This is a genomic window from Pantoea sp. SGAir0183 (assembly GCF_043545505.1).
In genome coordinates this window covers 2,395,653-2,413,095 of the sequence record NZ_CP028053.1, presented here as the reverse complement: position 1 = coordinate 2,413,095, position 17,443 = coordinate 2,395,653, and the positions used below count along the sequence as shown (strand labels likewise).

Below are 17,443 nucleotides of genomic sequence, written 5' to 3'. Positions count from 1 at the left end.
TCAGGGCCGGTTTCCGGCCCTTTTTTATGGCAAGGCACGACAGGGTAAAAAAGTGAAAAACGTTTTAGCAATTCAGTCGCACGTGGTGTTTGGTCATGCAGGCAATGCGGCGGCAGAGTTCCCGATGCGCCGTATGGGCGTGAACGTCTGGCCGCTGAATACCGTGCAGTTTTCCAATCATACGCAGTATGGGCACTGGACCGGCACCGTCATGCCGGCGTCGCATCTCACCGACATTGTCAAAGGCATCGCCGATATCGACCGCCTGAAAACCTGTGATGCGGTGTTAAGCGGCTATCTGGGATCGGCCGAACAGGGCGAAAAGATTCTGGACATCGTGCATCAGGTAAAAGCCGCCAACCCCGAGGCCTGGTATTTTTGCGATCCGGTCATGGGGCATCCGGAAAAGGGCTGCATTGTGGCACCGGGCGTGGCGGAGTTTCACTGCAAAATGGCGCTACCGGCCAGCGATATCATCGCGCCAAATCTGCTGGAGCTGGAAATGCTCAGCGAACGCACGGTAACCAGTGTCGAATCCGCCGTTGAGGCTGCCCGCCTGCTGATCACGCAGGGGCCAAAAGTGGTGCTGATTAAGCATCTGGCACGGGCAGGACGCCGCAGCGATCGCTTTGAAATGCTGCTGGTCACCGCCGACGAAGCCTGGCACATCAGCCGTCCGCTGGTGGACTTTGGCGTTCGCCAGCCTGTAGGCGTGGGCGATTTAACCAGCGGCTTATTGCTGGTCGATCTGCTGCACGGACAGTCGCTGCAGGCGGCGCTGGAGCACGTCACGGCCGCCGTCTATGAAGTGATGCTGAAAACGCATGAGATGGGGGAATATGAGCTGCAGTTGGTTGCCGCGCAGGACGCTATTGCCCGGCCAACGCACTATTTTCCGGCAGAGAAGCTGTAAAAAAAGGGCCGGTAACGGCCCTGATCGTGTCAGATAAGGCCTTCCGCTTTTAGCGCGGCCTGAACCGATGGCCGTTCTTCAACGCGCGCAAACCACTGTTGCAGGTGGCTCAACGCGCTGACATCCAGGTTCAGCGCTTTCGCCCAGCGCGTCACCACATACAGATAAGCATCCGCGACGCTGAAATGCACGCCCATCAGCCAGGGCTTGTCCTGCAGTTCACCGTTTACCCAGGCAAATTTTGCCTCCAGCTGACGGCGCACCAGCGCTTTGTACTCGTCGGGCGCATCGTTGCGGAACAGCGGTGAAAAACTCTTATGTAACTCACTGCTGATGTAGCCGAGCCACTCAATAGTGTGATAACGCGTCAGGCTGCCGACGGGGGCCAGAAGATGACGATCGGGCTTGAGATCGGCCAGGTACTGCACAATCGCCGCGCCTTCAGTCAGGACATTACCCTCACTCAATTGCAGCGCCGGTACCTGACCCTTGGGGTTGATTTGACGAAAATCATCCCCGCGCTCGGTGAGCTTGGTTTGCAGGTCGACATTGACCTGAGTGAAATCCAGCCCACATTCACGCAGAACAATATGGGGTGAAAGAGAACAGGCACCAGCTTTACAAAACAGTTTCATCATGAAGCCACCATGTTGCGAGTCGTGTTTGCATAGTAATCCCCTGTGGCAGAATTACCAGTTATTAGCATGAGTAATCTACCAGGAACCGATCGGCGACAAAAACAAAAAAACCGGGCAAGGCCCGGTTTTTGCTGCGTGTCAAAATCGCACTCAGGCTTTTTCCGCTTCCGTCGTCTGCGTCATACGGTTCAGCAGCGGGGCCGTCACCAGCATCAGCACAGCGATGACGGCGGTGGCAATCGCTGGAACACTTTGCCGTACGTGACCAGCGAAATCAGCGGATCGGTAACGTTTTCAGGCACCGCCATCAGGTTGGCCACTTTACCGGCAATGACGGCAGCACCCGCGGTGGTCAGGAACCATGAGCCCATGATAAAGCCCATCAGGCGCTGTGGAACCAGCTGTGCCACCATCGCCAGGCCCAGTCCCGAAATCATCAGTTCGCCGATACTTTGCAGGCCATAGCTGAGAATGAGCCAGTTCAGGGACACGATACCGGCATCGCTGGCAAATTTCGCGCCGACAGGCAATACCAGGAACGCGGCAGAACACAGCACCATGCCGATAGCGAACTTGTGCGGCATCGGCAGCTTGTCGCCCAGCTTGTTATACACGGCTGCCAGAATGGGGCTGGCCAGCATAATCCAGAACGGGTTCAGCGCCTGGAACTGCTCTGGCGCAAAGGTAATGCCAAAAAGGGTGTGCTCAACGTTACGAATCGCAAAGAAGTTCAGCGACGTAGGCATCTGCATGTAAAGCACGAAGAAGACGATGGCTTCGACCATCAGCAGGAAAGCGACAATCATACGGCGACGTGCCGCGCCCTTCAGTGCGAAGGCTTCTTTGGCAAAGATCACCATAATGCCCAGCGCAATCAGGCCCAGCAGAATACGGGCAATGGCCTGATGGTGCAGCATCCAGTTAGCCAGGGCGATCAACACCACAATACCTGCCAGCGTCATCAGCAGTTTGCCGAACTGGAGTGGGGCAAAGTCCGGTTTGGAACCAAAGTCTTTCACCAGGCGCTTACAGAACAGGAAGTTAAGCAGCGTGATGACCAGGCCGATCACCGACAGCGAAAACGCCACGTTATAGCCATATTTTTCGGCTAACCACGGCGTCAGCATCATTGAAAACAGTGAGCCGATGTTGATGGACATGTAGAACATGGTAAAGGCGCCATCAATGCGCGGATCGTCTTTCTCGTAGCAGGTGGAAAGCAGGGAAGAGGGGTTCGCTTTAAACAAGCCGCTGCCCACCGCAATAGTCGCCATACCGATATAGACGACGCTGACGTTATGACCGGAGAAGGCGACAAGCGCGTAGCCGATGGCCAGCACCAGTACACCCAGCACGATAACGCGTTTGGTGCCCAACACTTTATCGCCCAGCCAGCCGCCGATAGCGACCAGACCATAAACCAGTGCGCTAAAGGACGAGAACAGGGTAATGGAGTCGGACTCCGACATGCCGAGCTGTCGAACCAGATAAACGGCCATAATGGCCTGCAGGCCGTAGTAGCCAAAACGTTCCCATAATTCGATTGAAAAGATCAGGTAAAACGCTTTGGGCTGTTTAAAAGCATTAAGGCTGACGGCCTCGTCGGTGTGTTTGTTTGCAGTTGACACTTGTACCTCTGTTATTTCATATCCTGCGTCGTGACAGGCATTCCGTCCGCGCCATGTGATCACACCATGGGCCAGATTTTTATTAGATGGGAAAAACGGCGACTAATTTGGCTGAATAAAGGCGGCAGGGCAAGCGTTTTCTACCTTCTGCCAGACAGGGTCAATATGGTGTTAAAACCTAAATAAATATTACTGATTGAAATTTTGTCATGTTTTCAGGTTTTTTATTGGTTCAAAATACCTGCGTGGGGCTTTTCAGATCGTCAATAATGACATTAACCACTAAACGGTGGTTGCGTAGAGCTTTGCTTTGGAAAGTGATCTTTCATCAGAATAAAGCGCCGGAAATGCGGCTTTTGACGTCGTTTCGCTGAAATAATCTGCATACTATGGTGCAAAACGACGCCGGGTGCGCAATAAAGTTGATTAAACTCACATTATTCGCCGTTATTTCAGCAGAAGAAAAATGGTTTCATCAGGAAATAATGCGTCCGGCCCTTAATTAACAGGCGTAAAAAACCAGCAAAAATGCGCTCACCTGCTCGACAGCGCACGCGCACTCACGTAGCCTCTTTATTTCCCAAAAAGGATGTTGCTATGTCGTTATCTTTACGTCTCGCCTTAGTGGGTGACTACCGCCCGGACGCTGTTTCGCATCAATCCATTCCCCTGGCGCTGGCGCGCGCCGCGGCGCACCTTGCCATCCCGATTGAGCCTGACTGGATTCCCACCCCGGATTTAGATGATCTGTCCGCCGTTACGCAGCATGATGCCGTCTGGCTGGTGCCCGGCAGCCCCTATAAAAACGATGACGGCGTGTTTAGCATGCTGCGTTGGGTACGGGAAAACGGTAAGCCCTTTCTCGGCTCCTGTGGCGGGTTTCAGTATGCGGTTATCGACTATGCCCGCCACGTATTGGGCTGGGAAGATGCCAGTCATGCCGAAACCAGCGAGACCGGTCGGATGGTGATTGCGCCGCTAAGCTGCTCACTGGTCGAACAGCGAGGGGAGGTCACGTTTGCACCCGGCTCGCGTATGGCCAGCGCCTACGGTGCGCTGACCAGCGATGAAGGTTATCATTGCAATTTTGGCGTGAACCCGGCTTTCAGTGCGGCGCTGCAGGGTAAAAACATGCGGATCACGTCCTGGGATCTGAACGGCGATGTACGCGGCATTGAACTGACCGATCATCCTTTCTATGTCGCCACCTTATTCCAGTCCGAACGGGCGGCATTACAGGATAAGGATTCGCCGCTGGTGATGGCCTGGATGCAGGCGGCGCTGGCGCAGCGTCAGCGCTGAACAGTAAAACAGCCTGTGACCAGTCACAGGCTGTTATCCGGGCTTATTCGACCTTATCGGGATATTCACACAGGTCTTCAATCAGGCAGGACCCGCAGCGCGGTTTGCGCGCCACGCAGGTGTAACGACCGTGCAGAATCAGCCAGTGATGGCAGTCGACTTTAAACGCCTTCGGCACGACTTTTAACAGTTTCTCTTCGACCTGCTCGACGTTCTTACCCGGCGCAAAATTCGTCCGGTTGCAGACGCGGAAAATGTGCGTATCCACCGCAATCGTCGGCCAGCCAAAAGCCGTATTCAGCACCACGTTAGCCGTTTTACGGCCGACGCCAGGTAAGGCTTCGAGCGCGGCGCGATCTTCAGGCACCTGACCGCCGTGCTGGTCCAGTAAAATACGGCAGGTCTTAATCACGTTCTCGGCCTTACTGTTGAACAGGCCGATCGTTTTGATGTACTCCTTCACGCCGTCCACGCCCAGCGCCAGCATCGCAGCAGGTGTATTCGCCACCGGGTACAGCTTTGCAGTAGCCTTGTTAACGCTCACGTCCGTCGCCTGAGCCGACAGCAGAACCGCAATCAGCAGTTCAAACGGCGAGGTGAACTGCAGCTCGGTCGTGGGGTGAGGGTTGGCCTGCTGCAGACGACTGAGAATCTCAATGCGTTTCGTCTGGTTCACACGGCTTTTCCCGTGTTGCCCTGCGGCGCATCAAGCGCCGCGTCTTCTGCGCGACGCGCTGCGCGCTGCTTCATTTTCTGATCGATCACATATTTCCCCGCCAGCATCATGCCCAGACCGATAAAGGCACCCGGCGGGAGCATTGCCAGCAGCATTGGCGAGTTAAAATGAATCACGTCAATCCGCAACACTTTAGCCCAGGGACCCAGCAACTGATCCGCACCGTTAAACAATGTGCCGCTGCCGATGATTTCACGGATCGAACCCAGTACCACCATTGCGCAGGTGGCGCCCATACCGATAGCAAAGCCATCCAGTGCGGCAAGGGGAATACTGCTTTTCGAGGCCACGGCTTCAGCCCGGCCCACTACGATGCAGTTGGTCACGATCAGCGGAATAAAAATACCGAGTGACTGATACAGACCGTAGGCGTAAGCGTTAATCAGCATCTGCACGCAGCTTACGACAGAGGCGATGATCATCACGTAGATAGGAATACGGATCTCAGAAGGCACCCAACGACGCGAGGCCGAAATAAAACTGTTTGTCAGGGTCAGCACCAGCGTCGTGGCAAGCCCCAGCCCCAGAGCATTGGTGGCCGTGGCGGTCACCGCCAGCAAAGGGCACAGGCCCAGCAGCTGCACCAGCGCCGAGTTATTTTTCCACAGCCCGCCGACCAGCAGGTTTTTCGCTTCACTCATTGGCGTCTCCACATTCGGGTAACGAAGAGAGTTTCCCTTTCAGGGATTCAATTAACAATGCCGTACGTTTGGTGGCATTTACGACGGCGCGCGGGGTAATGGTGGCACCGGTAAACTGGTCGAATTCGCCGCCATCTTTTTTGACGGCAAACGCTTTGTCATCCGGCCCGGTTACCACTTTGCCATTAAAACTGTTGATCCAGTCAGAAATCCGTAACTCGATTTTGTCCCCCAGGCCCGGCGTTTCATGGTGCTCAATCACCCGCACGCCGAGTACCTTACCGTGAAAATCCGCGCCGACCAGCATCTGAATCGCGCCAGAATAGCCATCCGGGGCAGTGGTTTCCAGGGCGGCGGCCACAGGTTCGTTGCCTTTTCGCGCCAGATAAAGATGATGAGGGCTGGCATTACCCAGTGCCGCATCAGTGACAACGTAACATTCCTGCTGAATGTGGTTATCGTACATATCGGTCGGCACCACCTGATCCAGCAGATTTTTTTGCTGTAACTGCGTCTGGTGCTCAACGGTGGGTTTGGTCACGGTATTTACAACAGCAGTGACGCCGGTGGTGATCGCGGCAAAGAGAGCCAGGGTCACGCCATTCTTGCGTATGGTGTCCAGCATCATTTAATCCTTTTGATGACCGTAAACGCGCGGCTGCGTGTAATAGTCAATCAGCGGTACGCATATATTAGCCAGCAGAACGGCAAAAGCAACGCCGTCCGGGTAACCGCCAAAACTCCGAATGAGCCACACCAGCAGACCAATCAGGGCACCATAAATCAGACGACCACGGTCAGTGGTGGAGGCAGTAACCGGATCGGTGGCGATAAAAAATGCACCCAGCATCGTCGCCCCGGAAAACAGATGAATCAGCGGACTGTTCAGCGAGGCGGGAGCCAGTAACCAACCGAGCGTGGCGCAGACGGTCAGCGACAGCAACATCGCGGCCGGAATATGCCAGCGAATGGTGTTTTTCCACAGCAGGAATACCCCGCCAAGCAGGTAACCCACGTTAACCCATTGCCAGCCCAGACCGGCCAGAACGCCGCTGTAAATGGGCTGGGCTAACAGTTGCTCTGCACTGTGGCCTGCGCGCAAGCCGGTTTTAAAGGTATCCAGCGGTGTGGCCTGGCTGACACCGTCCACGCCCAACTGCAGTTGCTGTAACGTATCGCCCGCCAGCGTATGACCCGTAAAGATCATGCTCAGCGAGTCCAGCACGCCGGGTTTAATCACCTGTAAGGCTTCTGGCGGCATCCAGCTGGTCATCTGAACCGGAAATGAGATCAGAAGAACGACATAGCCGACCATGGCCGGGTTGAAGGGGTTTTGTCCCAGGCCACCGTACAACTGTTTGGCAATAACAATCGCAAATACCGTACCGACCACCACTAACCACCAGGGGGCCAGAGACGGGATGCTGATCCCCAGCAGAATTGCCGTCAGCAGGGCGGAGTTATCGGCCAACTGAGGGGCGACCGGTGTGTTACGCAGGCGCAGGATAGCCGCTTCTGTCAGCAACGCTGTCAGCGAGGCCAACACAACCTGCAATAAGGTTCCCACGCCAAAAAAGTAGCACTGCGCGGCAAAACCAGGCAGCGCCGCCAGGATAACCAGCATCATGATGTTGCCGGTACTGCGGCGGTTATGAGTATAAGGTGAACTTGCGATACGGAACGCCATTTAATCCTCAGGTGTCAATGTCGATTGCGCTTTACGCGCTTTGGCACGGGCGACAGCCGCCGCAATCGCGGCTTTACGCGCATCGGCGGGGTGATCGAGTTCAGGTGCCTCTTCGGCTTCGGCATTGGCATGATTAGCCTGCTCCTGCGCCCTCTCTGCCTGCTCAACGTCCCTGTGCGCTTCGGCCGCCTCACGGGACGCGTCTTCTGCCTGCGCCTGCGCGGCAGCGCGCTTTTTCGCTTTGGCACGTTCAATGGCGGCGGCCACCGCGGCCTTACGCGGGTCTTCGGGGGCGGTGTCGGCCGTCTCACCGTCAGCTGCCTGGGCGGCTTTCTTCGCTTTGGCACGTTCAATGGCAGCGGCCACCGCAGCTTTACGTGGATCTTCAGATGCGGTGTCGGCAGCCTCAGCGTCAGCCGCCGCCTGAGCGGCTTTCTTCGCTTTGGCTCGTTCGACGGCAGCGGCCACCGCGGCCTTACGCGGGTCTTCAGATGCGGTGTCGGTAGCCTCAGCGTCAGCCGCCGCCTGGGCGGCTTTCTTCGCTTTGGCACGTTCAATGGCGGCGGCTACCGCGGCTTTGCGCGGATCGTCGGATGCGGTGTCGGTCGTCTCAGCGTCAGCCGCCTGGGCGGCTTTCTTCGCTTTGGCACGTTCGACGGCGGCGGCCACCGCGGCTTTGCGTGGATCGTCGGATGCGGTGTCGGCCGTCTCAGCGTCAGCCGCCTGGGCGGCTTTCTTCGCTTTGGCACGTTCGATGGCGGCGGTCACCGCGGCTTTGCGTGGATCCGCCACCGCCGTTTCAGTCGTGTCCGCACTGTCAGGCGTCACCGGTTTCTTCGCTCTGGCACGCGCAATTGCCGCTTCAACCGCAGCCTTGCGTGGATCGGTCGTCTGACGACTCAGCGCCTGGGTTTCCGCCTGTGCCTCAGCCTGCCGTAACCGGGCCTGCGCATGACGTGCTTCGGCAGCGGCATCTACATTCTCAGCAGATTGTTTCGCTCTGGCGCGGGCTTTTGCCGCAGCCAGCTCTCCGCTTTCGCTGCGGGCTACGCGCTGTTTGGCTTCAGCATGACGTGCTTCACGCGCCTGCTTTTCCCGCTCCAGTCGTGCCTGGCGTGCCTCAAAACGCGCTTTCGCTTCCAGCGTGCGTTTGGCTTCCAGGTCGATGGCGCGCAGCTCAGCTTTTTCCTGACGATAGTACTGCACCAGCGGAATGTTACTCGGGCAGACGTAGGCGCACGCACCACATTCAATGCAGTCATCAATGTGATGGGCACGGGCTTTATCGTGATCGCCCCCCTGGCTATACCAGTACAGCTGCTGTGGCAGCAGGTTGGCCGGACAGGCGTCAGCACAGGCAGAGCAACGAATGCAGGACTGTTCCTGTTGCGTGTTGCCCATCTCAGTGCCGGACGGGGCCAGAATACAGTTGGTGATCTTCACGACCGGCACATCCAGCGACGGCAGGGTAAAGCCCATCAGCGGGCCGCCCATAATGACCATTTGTCCTGGTGAAGGGTGAAAACCGACCTGGTGCAACAGGTGGCTGATTGGCGTCCCTAAGCGGCTCCACACGTTCCGGGGTTGCGCGATGGCTTCACCGGTGAGTGTCACCACGCGCTCGGTGATCGGTTCGCCATTGATAATGGCGCGCTTCACGGCCCATGCCGTACCGACGTTTTGCATCAGCACGCCAATATCCGTAGAGCGACCACCATGCGGCACTTCCATGCCGGTGAGTATTTTGGTCAGCTGCTTAGCGCCGCCGGACGGATATTTCGTCGGGATAACGCGGATCTGTAAATCCCGCTCACCACCCAACGCCTGCTTCAGGGCGGCGATAGCCTCGGGTTTGTTATCTTCGATACCAATCAGCACGCGCTCCGCCTGAAGCACCCAGGCCAGAATGCGGCATCCTTCCAGCACCTCGGCGGCGCAGTCCTGCATCAGACGATCGTCAGCGGTGATGTAAGGTTCGCACTCAGCCGCGTTAATGATCAGCGTGTTGACGCCCTGCAGGCCGCCTTTCAGCTTGGTGGCCGTCGGGAAGCCCGCGCCGCCCAGACCGGCGATGCCGGCATCATGTATGCGTTTAAGAATGGCGCTGCGTTCATGCTGACGGTAGTCCGGAAGCGGGGAGAGCGGCATCCAGCGATCGTCACCGTCAGGCGTCAGAAAAATACACAGCTCTGACAGGCCAGACGGGTGCGCTGTCATGTGCTGAGCGATAGCGTCAATGACGCCCGACGTGGGCGCATGTACGGGCAGCATTCTGCCCTGTCCAAACGTAAGCGGCTGGCCGCGCAGCACCTTATCGCCAGGGGAAACGCAAATTTCGCCTTCGTGGCCAATATGTTGCTTCAGGGGAATGATAAACCGGTGCGGCAGCGGCAATTCAGCGAGCGGCGTGCCGTTGGACTGGGTTTTCATCTCAGGCGGATGAATCCCGCCCTGAAAATCCCAGATCTTCTCTTTTTTAAAGAAATTAAGCAGATTAAGCATGACTCTCTACCGGGATCACCCGAACAGGAATGGTATTCAGATCCCACTTCCAGTTGGCCGTGGTGGTGGCAACCGGACGCATTTCAATGCAGTCGGTAGGACAGGGGGCAACACACAGATCGCAGCCGGTGCAGACATCGCTCAGCACGGTATGCATGGCGCGCGTGGCACCGACGATGGCATCAACCGGGCAGGCCTGAATGCACTTTGTGCAGCCAATACAGTTTTCTTCGTCAATCCACGCGACGGTACGCACGGGCGCTTTAGCCTCGTCATCGCCATCGATCGGTTGTGGCTCAACATTGAGCAGGGCGGCCAGCTTAAGCATGGTCTGCTCACCACCGGGCGCGCATTTGTTAATGGCTTCGCCATTGTTGCCCACGGCGTCAGCATAGGGACGACAGCCGGGGTAACCACACTGACCGCACTGGCTCTGCGGCAGCACGGCGTCAATCTGCTCAACAATGGGATCTTCTTCGACTTCAAAGCGGCGTGACGCGTAACCCAGCAGGGCACCAAAGACCAGGCTCAGGGCGCTCAGTACCGCCACCGCTATCCAAATTGCACTCATCAGAATTTCACCAGACCTGTAAAGCCCATAAAGGCCAGTGCCATCAGCCCCGCGGTGATCAACGCAATAGAATTCCCTTTGAAGGGGGCCGGGACATTCGCCAGCACCAGACGCTCACGCATCCCGGCAAATAACACCATCACCAGCGAGAAGCCCAGCGAGGCGCTGAATCCATACAGCGCCGCCTGAAGAAAGGTGTGATTCAGGTTAACGCTCAACAGGGGGACGCCCAGTACCGCACAGTTTGTCGTGATCAACGGCAGGAAAATACCCAGCAGGCGATACAGCGATGGGCTGGTTTTGCGCACCACCATTTCGGTGAACTGAACGACAACCGCGATCACCAGGATATAAGCCATGGTCCGCAGATACACTAAGTCCAGCGGAACCAGAATGAGGTGATTCACCAGCCACGCGCAAATGGAGGCCAGCGTAATCACAAACGTGGTGGCGAGGCCCATGCCAATGGCCGTTTCCAGCTTTTTGGAAACGCCCATAAACGGGCAAAGGCCGAGAAACTTCACCAACACGAAGTTGTTCACCAGCACTGTGCCAACAAAAAGGAGAAGATAATCGGTCATTTTTTCGCCTGAATACCAGAAAGCGGCTTATTATCATTGATAAAGCGCTGCATCACAACTCCATCGCATTATTGCCAGCCGCCAACCGCACTCAGAATTAAACTCTTGACGAAAACAGCAGCGTTATCGCTGAGTAAATGTCGCTTTTACCCGCGCGGAACGTTTGAAATAGGGAACAAAAACGGCGGCGGCGGCCAGTGAGAGTAGCAAAGTCTGCAACGCGCGTGCATCAGACACCGGCGTAAAGGCAAAGGTTTTCAGCGCCAGCAAAACGGTGATCAGCAACCACACGATATAGTGGCGCGGCAGACGGTGCGAACGTTTAAAGAACATCCACACAACCCACATGCTGTAAGCCCACAATGCGGTGGCGGTCAATAATGAAATGGCCCAATAGCCCGTCACCAGCGAACGGTGGTTAAACAAGGTTTCGCGCCATTGCGCATCAAACAGTGGCGTCAGATACATGGCCATCACCAGCGCGGTGGTCAGCAGCGTCATCAGCAACCATGCCAGTGGCAGTAAAAGCCAGCCGCCAATACGTGGGGCTGTCATCGGGGTCGTCATTGCGGTTCATCCTGTTTCAACGTCGTCAGCGGGTCAGAATAGCATGTTAAGACAGACGCAAACCAACAGTGAAAACAGGAGGGCGGGAACAGGGGAGATGCGCGGGATTACACCACGTAGCGCCAGACTGACTTTGGTACGCAGCCCAGGTCGAACAAGCGGCCACCCGATGCGAGTTCGGCACGACGATGGTCGGCTGCCCGGTACATATTGATAATGTCTTTGTCGTCCGACAGCGAATAATTCAGATGGTCATACAGTTTTTCAAGACTTTCAAGGTTATTCACTTTGCGAAATTTTAACAGGTAATCGTGCGCAGTCATTTTTGTCATAACGAATCAATAAGAAAGAAGGCCAAGTATAGGGAGCCGCTTAACGCTGTCCAGTTCCGCGGATGAAAAAAAGCAAAAATCAGACAAACGTGGGGCATAGCTCGCTAAAGGTGAATTTTATCAGGTTTTGAATAGTCGCCATAATCCTGTCGCTGTAAAGCGGTGCATCCAGACCCAACCTAAAAGAATCATTTCTGAGTCACAAGTCACTTTTTATCTGCTTTTATGTACGAATCGATTGTGTATAACTGCGATTCAGGGCCGGATAACAACATAACCAGGATAAACCTCAGGCCAGTGCGGTCAGCGGAATCGTTTCATGCCGGAGACAGGGGATTTCTGTGTGTGCTGGAAATCACAAAACAGACTTTTCCCGGGGCTGAAAACGGGATGGCTCATTCTGTACGCCTGGCTGTAATCGTTTTCAGCAGTGTCACACTTAAGCGATTCTGTTTATTACATTTATTTAACGTAAGTTGAAAAAAGACACAGGCGTTTTGTCCATAAGCCCGCGCTGAGAGCATTCCGTTAATCAACGTAACCCCTTTAAATCGCTCAGTTTTGTGAGGCGTGTCGCCCTAATCTGCCCTTTTTTACGTCAGGCTACACAGGCACTTTACCCTGTACAGCAAACGCCCTTCAGAGGAAGAAAAACTATGTGGAAACGTTTACTCCTGACGACAATGGTCAGCGCCGCATTAAGTGGCTCAGTGTTAGCGGCGGAAATGACAGTGGGATTCTCACAGGTAGGCTCAGAATCCGGCTGGCGTTCGGCTGAAACCAATGTCGCAAAAAGCGAAGCCAAAAAACGCGGCATTAATTTAAAGATCGCCGATGGTCAACAGAAACAAGAGAATCAGATTAAAGCCGTGCGCTCCTTTATCGCGCAGGGCGTGGACGCCATCTTTATTGCGCCTGTTGTGCAGACGGGCTGGGAGCCGGTATTAGAAGAAGCCAAAGATGCCAAAATCCCGGTATACCTGCTGGACCGCGCCATCGTCGTAAAAGATAACTCGCTGTATCAGGCCGTTGTCACCGCCGATAACGTTCTGGAAGGCAAGCTGATTGGTGACTGGCTGGTAAAAACCGTCGGCGATAAAAAATGTAATGTCGTAGAGCTGCAAGGCACGGTTGGCGCGAGCGTCGCCATCGATCGTAAAAAAGGCTTTGCTGAAGCGATCAGTGGCCACCCGAATATTAAAGTGATTCGCTCTCAGTCTGGCGACTTTACCCGCAGTAAAGGGAAAGAAGTCATGGAAAGTTTCATCAAGGCCGAGAACAACGGCAAAAATATCTGCATGGTTTATGCCCATAACGACGATATGGCCATCGGGGCCATTCAGGCGATCAAAGAAGCCGGTCTGAAACCGGGCAAAGATATTCTGACCGGATCGATCGATGGTGTGCCGGATATCTACAAAGCGATGCTGGCCGGGGAAGCCAACGCTAACGTCGAGCTGACGCCAGATATGGCCGGCCCGGCCTTTGACGCGCTGGAAAAATTCAAAAAAGACGGCACCCTGCCACCCAAAATTATCCGAACCGAATCAAAACTCTTTTTACCTGCTGACGCGCAGGCCGAGTTAGACAAGAAAAAGAACATGGGTTACTAAGCCGCAGGCCGCCCTTCGGGGCGGTCTTCTTTGATGTAGGGCGGAGTTGACAGCATGACGACACACAATGAATCACCTCTTTTAGCCATCAACGGCGTCAGTAAAGGTTTTCCCGGCGTGAAAGCGCTGGACGATGTCTCTTTCAGCCTGCGCAAAGGCGAAATCATGGCGCTGTTAGGTGAGAACGGCGCAGGCAAATCAACCCTGATCAAAGTGCTGACCGGCGTGTACACCCGCGACAGCGGCACGATTACGTTAAACGGTCAGGCCATTTCGCCGCGCAGTACTGCTGAAGCACAGAAAATCGGTATCGGCACGGTCTACCAGGAAGTGAATATGCTGCCGAATATGTCGGTGGCCGATAATCTGTACATTGGGCGCGAGCCGCGTCGGTTCGGCATGATTGATCGTAAGCGCATGGTGCGCGAGGCGGATGCCCTGATGCGCAAATACGGTTTTGTGCTGGACGTCACGCGGCCGCTTGGTCATTACTCCGTCGCGATGCAGCAGATTATTGCGATCTGCCGGGCGGTGGATCTCTCCGCCCAGGTATTAATCCTCGATGAACCCACCGCCAGTCTGGATGCCAGCGAAGTGGAAATGCTGTTCACCCTGATGACAGAGTTAAAACATCGCGGGATGAGCCTGATCTTCGTCACCCATTTTCTGGACCAGGTTTACCGCATTACCGATCGCATTACCGTTCTGCGCAACGGCAAGTTTATTGCCACGCACGACACCGCTACGCTGCCGCAAATTGATCTGGTCAAACTGATGATTGGCCGGGAACTGATGGCGACCGCGCTGCAGCGTCAGGGCAGTACGCTGAAGAGCAACCAGCCGGTCGTGTCATTCGAAGATTATGGTAAGAAGGGCACGATCGAACCCTTCACGCTTCAGGTCCGGCCCGGTGAAGTGGTCGGGCTGGCAGGCTTGCTGGGTTCGGGGCGGACCGAAACCGCAGAGGTGCTGTTTGGCATTCGCCGCGCCGATCGCGGCACGGCAAAAATCAAAGGCAGGGTTGAATCGATCCGAACGCCCGCGCAGGCTTCCCGTCTCGGGATGGGCTTTTGTCCGGAAGACCGAAAAACCGACGGAATTATCGGGGCGGCTTCTGTCCGCGAGAACATCATTTTGGCGTTACAGGCGCAGCGCGGCTGGCTGCGCCCGATCAAGAAACGCGAGCAGCAGGCGATTGCCGAGCGTTTTATTAAAAGCCTGGGCATTCGCACACCGCATGCGGAGCAGCCCGTCGAGCTGTTGTCGGGCGGAAACCAGCAAAAGGTGCTGTTGTCTCGCTGGCTGGTGACAAAACCGCAGTTCCTGATTCTGGATGAACCCACGCGCGGCATTGACGTGGGCGCACATGCCGAAATTATCCGCTTAATTGAATCGTTATGTGCCGATGGGCTGGCGCTACTGGTCATTTCCTCGGAGCTGGAAGAACTGGTGGGCTATGCCGATCGCGTCATCATTATGCGCGATCTGAAACAGGTAGCAGAAATCCCACTGGAAGCGCTTTCTGTGGCGGCAATCGTTAACGCCATTGCTGATGGAGGTACGCAGCATGCTTGAATCACCGGTTACCCCGACCCGGGTGGCACGTCGCATGTTCAGGCTGCCGCCAGGCATGCCGCAACTTATCGCGCTGTTGTTGGTGCTGTTGGTCGACAGCCTGGTTGCAACGCATTTCTTCGCCATCCATTTACAGGATGGCCGGCTGTTTGGCAGCCCGATTGATATCCTCAACCGGGCTGCGCCGGTAGCCTTACTGGCCGTCGGCATGACCTTAGTGATTGCCACAGGTGGGATCGATTTATCGGTCGGTGCCGTTATGGCGATTGCCGGCGCGACGGCGGCCACGCTGACCGTGGCGGGCCACAGCGTGCCGTTTATTATTCTGGTCACGGTGGCCAGCGGGCTGGCCTGCGGGCTGTGGAACGGCATTCTGGTTGCGTTGTTACGCATACAGCCATTTGTGGCGACGCTGATTTTGATGGTGGCCGGGCGCGGCATCGCCCAGTTAATTACGCAGGGACAGATCGTGACGTTTAACAACGACAGCCTGGGCTGGTTCGGCAACGGCGCGCTCTGGCTGTTGCCGGTGCCGGTCTGGATCACGATTGCGGTCGCGCTGCTGGTATGGCTGCTGGTGCGTAAAACGGCCCTTGGGTTGTTTATCGAAGCCGTCGGGATCAACCTGCGCGCTGCGCGTAATGCGGGCGTGAATGGCTGGCTGGTTGTGATGTCCACCTATGCCATCAGCGGAATCTGCGCAGCGGTGGCGGGGCTGATTGTGGCGGCCGATATTCGCGGGGCCGATGCGAACAACGCGGGGCTGTGGCTGGAGCTGGACGCCATTCTGGCGGTGGTGATTGGCGGTGCCTCGCTGATGGGCGGGCGATTTAACATTCTGCTGTCGCTGATGGGGGCACTGATTATTCAGGCGATGAATACCGGTATTTTACTGTCGGGCTTTCCGCCGGAACTTAATCAGGTGGTGAAGGCGGTGGTGGTGATGTGTGTACTGCTGCTGCAATCCCCGCGCTTTATTGCGATGTTTAAACGGAGACGTGCATCATGATTAAACGTCATCTGCCTTTAATGATTACGCTGCTGGTGTTTGTACTCGGCTATCTGTTTTGCCTGAGCCAGTTTCCCGGTTTTGCCTCGACGCGGGTCATCTGTAATATTCTGACGGATAACGCGTTTCTGGGCATTATCGCGGTGGGCATGACCTTTGTGATTCTGTCGGGCGGCATCGATCTGTCTGTGGGGGCCGTCATCGCGTTTTCTGGCGTCTTCCTGGCCAAAGTCATCGGCGATTATCACCTTAATCCGCTGGTGGCCTTTGCCCTGGTCCTCTGCATGGGGGCGCTGTTTGGTGCGATGATGGGCTGGCTAATCGACGCACTCAAAATCCCTGCGTTTATTATTACGCTGGCGGGCATGTTTTTCCTGCGTGGATGCAGCTATCTGGTCTCCGAAAACTCCATTCCGATTGATCATCCGCTGTACGCCACGCTTTCCGGCCTGGCCTGGAAAGTGCCGGGCGGCGGGCGGCTCAGTTTGTTGGCGTTGATCATGTTGCTGGTGGTTGTAGGCGGGATGATTCTGGCGCACCGCACCCGGTTCGGTAATCAGGTGTACGCCATCGGGGGCAATATGACTTCCGCGCAGCTGATGGGCGTTTCAACCCGCGCCACGACCATCAAAATCTATATGTTGTCGACCACGTTAGCCTCGCTGGCGGGTATTGTGTTTTCCATCTACACCTCTGCGGGTTATGCGCTGGCCGGGCTGGGCGTTGAGCTGGATGCCATCGCCTCTGTCGTCATCGGGGGAACCCTGCTGTCCGGTGGTGTAGGGACCCTTCTCGGCACGTTATTTGGCGTCCTGATTCAGGGGCTGATTCAGACCTGGATTAACTTCGACGGCACGCTCAGTTCCTGGTGGACCAAAATCGCCATTGGCATCCTGCTGTTTGCCTTTATCGCCCTGCAACGGTTACTCACCGTAATTTGGGACAGGCAGCAGAATGCACCGGTGAAGCGGCTGAGTTGACGTCAGGCAGGTGCATGAGAAAGCGGCGCTGCGGCGCCGCTTTTGTCGGTGTCGGGCAGGGAAGAGGGACGCGACGAACCAGCGGCAACCTTATCGTCATCTCAGGCGCGGGCATCAACGATGAGGGCTCGGGCGCAGGGGGAATAAGCCCGCACGGCCGCCGGGCTC

At 56.0% G+C, this 17,443-nt stretch carries 16 protein-coding genes and 1 pseudogene; 6 read left to right on the top strand and 11 right to left on the bottom strand.

What is annotated here, in order from left to right:
• Nucleotides 1-52 precede the first annotated feature (52 nt).
• Nucleotides 53-913: a pyridoxal kinase PdxY gene (gene pdxY / locus C1N59_RS11190; protein WP_006119013.1), complete on the top strand. Its 861-nt coding sequence runs from the start codon at nucleotides 53-55 to the stop codon at nucleotides 911-913.
• 29 nt (nucleotides 914-942) lie between these two features.
• Here the strand turns inward: pdxY and gstA are convergent, their stop codons facing one another.
• Together gstA and dtpA are read right to left on the bottom strand one after the other, a co-directional pair.
• Nucleotides 943-1,548: a glutathione transferase GstA gene (gene gstA / locus C1N59_RS11185; protein ID WP_172912631.1), complete on the bottom strand. Its 606-nt coding sequence runs from the start codon at nucleotides 1,546-1,548 to the stop codon at nucleotides 943-945.
• Between the two features lie 153 nt (nucleotides 1,549-1,701).
• A pseudogene (dtpA, locus tag C1N59_RS11180) lies at nucleotides 1,702-3,179 on the bottom strand (dipeptide/tripeptide permease DtpA).
• A 597-nt stretch (nucleotides 3,180-3,776) separates the two neighbouring features.
• Here dtpA and C1N59_RS11175 point away from each other — a divergent pair.
• The gene (locus C1N59_RS11175) at nucleotides 3,777-4,481 is read left to right on the top strand and encodes a CTP synthase C-terminal region-related (seleno)protein (RefSeq protein ID WP_039340525.1); all 705 of its coding nucleotides are present in this window, start codon (nucleotides 3,777-3,779) and stop codon (nucleotides 4,479-4,481) included.
• 43 nt (nucleotides 4,482-4,524) lie between these two features.
• Here C1N59_RS11175 and nth read toward each other — a convergent pair whose 3' ends face one another.
• The 9 genes from nth to ydgT all read right to left on the bottom strand — a co-directional run bounded on the left by nth (nucleotide 4,525) and on the right by ydgT (nucleotide 12,089).
• A complete protein-coding gene (gene nth, locus C1N59_RS11170) occupies nucleotides 4,525-5,157 on the bottom strand; it encodes an endonuclease III (RefSeq protein WP_006119017.1) in 633 nt (210 codons plus the stop codon).
• Entirely contained in the window at nucleotides 5,154-5,858 is a 705-nt protein-coding gene (locus tag C1N59_RS11165) for an electron transport complex subunit E (RefSeq protein WP_054633871.1), read from the bottom strand. Before C1N59_RS11165 ends, nth begins: the two co-directional genes overlap by 4 nt.
• Nucleotides 5,851-6,483 carry an electron transport complex subunit RsxG gene (rsxG, locus tag C1N59_RS11160; protein ID WP_283788898.1) on the bottom strand — a complete coding sequence of 211 codons (633 nt, stop codon included), beginning with the start codon at nucleotides 6,481-6,483 and terminating at the stop codon, nucleotides 5,851-5,853. The genes C1N59_RS11165 and rsxG overlap by 8 nt, the downstream gene beginning before the upstream one ends.
• A gap of 3 nt (nucleotides 6,484-6,486) precedes the next feature.
• A complete protein-coding gene (gene rsxD / locus C1N59_RS11155; RefSeq protein WP_006119020.1) occupies nucleotides 6,487-7,545 on the bottom strand; it encodes an electron transport complex subunit RsxD in 1,059 nt (352 codons plus the stop codon).
• On the bottom strand, nucleotides 7,546-10,047 hold the full coding sequence (gene rsxC, locus C1N59_RS11150) for an electron transport complex subunit RsxC (protein WP_394549507.1): 2,502 nt from the start codon (nucleotides 10,045-10,047) through the stop codon (nucleotides 7,546-7,548).
• A complete protein-coding gene (gene rsxB, locus C1N59_RS11145; RefSeq protein ID WP_033741239.1) occupies nucleotides 10,040-10,618 on the bottom strand; it encodes an electron transport complex subunit RsxB in 579 nt (192 codons plus the stop codon). The genes rsxC and rsxB overlap by 8 nt, the downstream gene beginning before the upstream one ends.
• The gene (rsxA, locus tag C1N59_RS11140) at nucleotides 10,618-11,199 is read right to left on the bottom strand and encodes an electron transport complex subunit RsxA (protein WP_013025663.1); all 582 of its coding nucleotides are present in this window, start codon (nucleotides 11,197-11,199) and stop codon (nucleotides 10,618-10,620) included. Before rsxA ends, rsxB begins: the two co-directional genes overlap by 1 nt.
• Before the next feature lie 123 nt (nucleotides 11,200-11,322).
• A complete protein-coding gene (locus C1N59_RS11135; RefSeq protein ID WP_033741245.1) occupies nucleotides 11,323-11,766 on the bottom strand; it encodes a DUF2569 domain-containing protein in 444 nt (147 codons plus the stop codon).
• A gap of 107 nt (nucleotides 11,767-11,873) precedes the next feature.
• On the bottom strand, nucleotides 11,874-12,089 hold the full coding sequence (gene ydgT / locus C1N59_RS11130; protein WP_033741248.1) for a transcription modulator YdgT: 216 nt from the start codon (nucleotides 12,087-12,089) through the stop codon (nucleotides 11,874-11,876).
• 665 nt (nucleotides 12,090-12,754) lie between these two features.
• Between ydgT and ytfQ the strand changes: the two genes are divergently transcribed.
• From ytfQ to yjfF, 4 genes are read left to right on the top strand one after another with little or no spacing between them, the layout of a single operon-like run.
• Nucleotides 12,755-13,711, top strand: a complete 957-nt coding sequence (gene ytfQ / locus C1N59_RS11125; protein ID WP_033741249.1) for a galactofuranose ABC transporter, galactofuranose-binding protein YtfQ — start codon at nucleotides 12,755-12,757, stop codon at nucleotides 13,709-13,711.
• A 54-nt stretch (nucleotides 13,712-13,765) separates the two neighbouring features.
• Nucleotides 13,766-15,286, top strand: coding sequence for a sugar ABC transporter ATP-binding protein (locus C1N59_RS11120; protein ID WP_283786844.1), 1,521 nt, complete (start codon nucleotides 13,766-13,768; stop codon nucleotides 15,284-15,286).
• A complete protein-coding gene (ytfT, locus tag C1N59_RS11115) occupies nucleotides 15,279-16,295 on the top strand; it encodes a galactofuranose ABC transporter, ATP-binding protein YtfT (protein ID WP_394549505.1) in 1,017 nt (338 codons plus the stop codon). The genes C1N59_RS11120 and ytfT overlap by 8 nt, the downstream gene beginning before the upstream one ends.
• Nucleotides 16,292-17,275: a galactofuranose ABC transporter, permease protein YjfF gene (gene yjfF, locus C1N59_RS11110; RefSeq protein WP_394549503.1), complete on the top strand. Its 984-nt coding sequence runs from the start codon at nucleotides 16,292-16,294 to the stop codon at nucleotides 17,273-17,275. Before ytfT ends, yjfF begins: the two co-directional genes overlap by 4 nt.
• The last annotated feature ends 168 nt before the right edge of the window (nucleotides 17,276-17,443 follow it).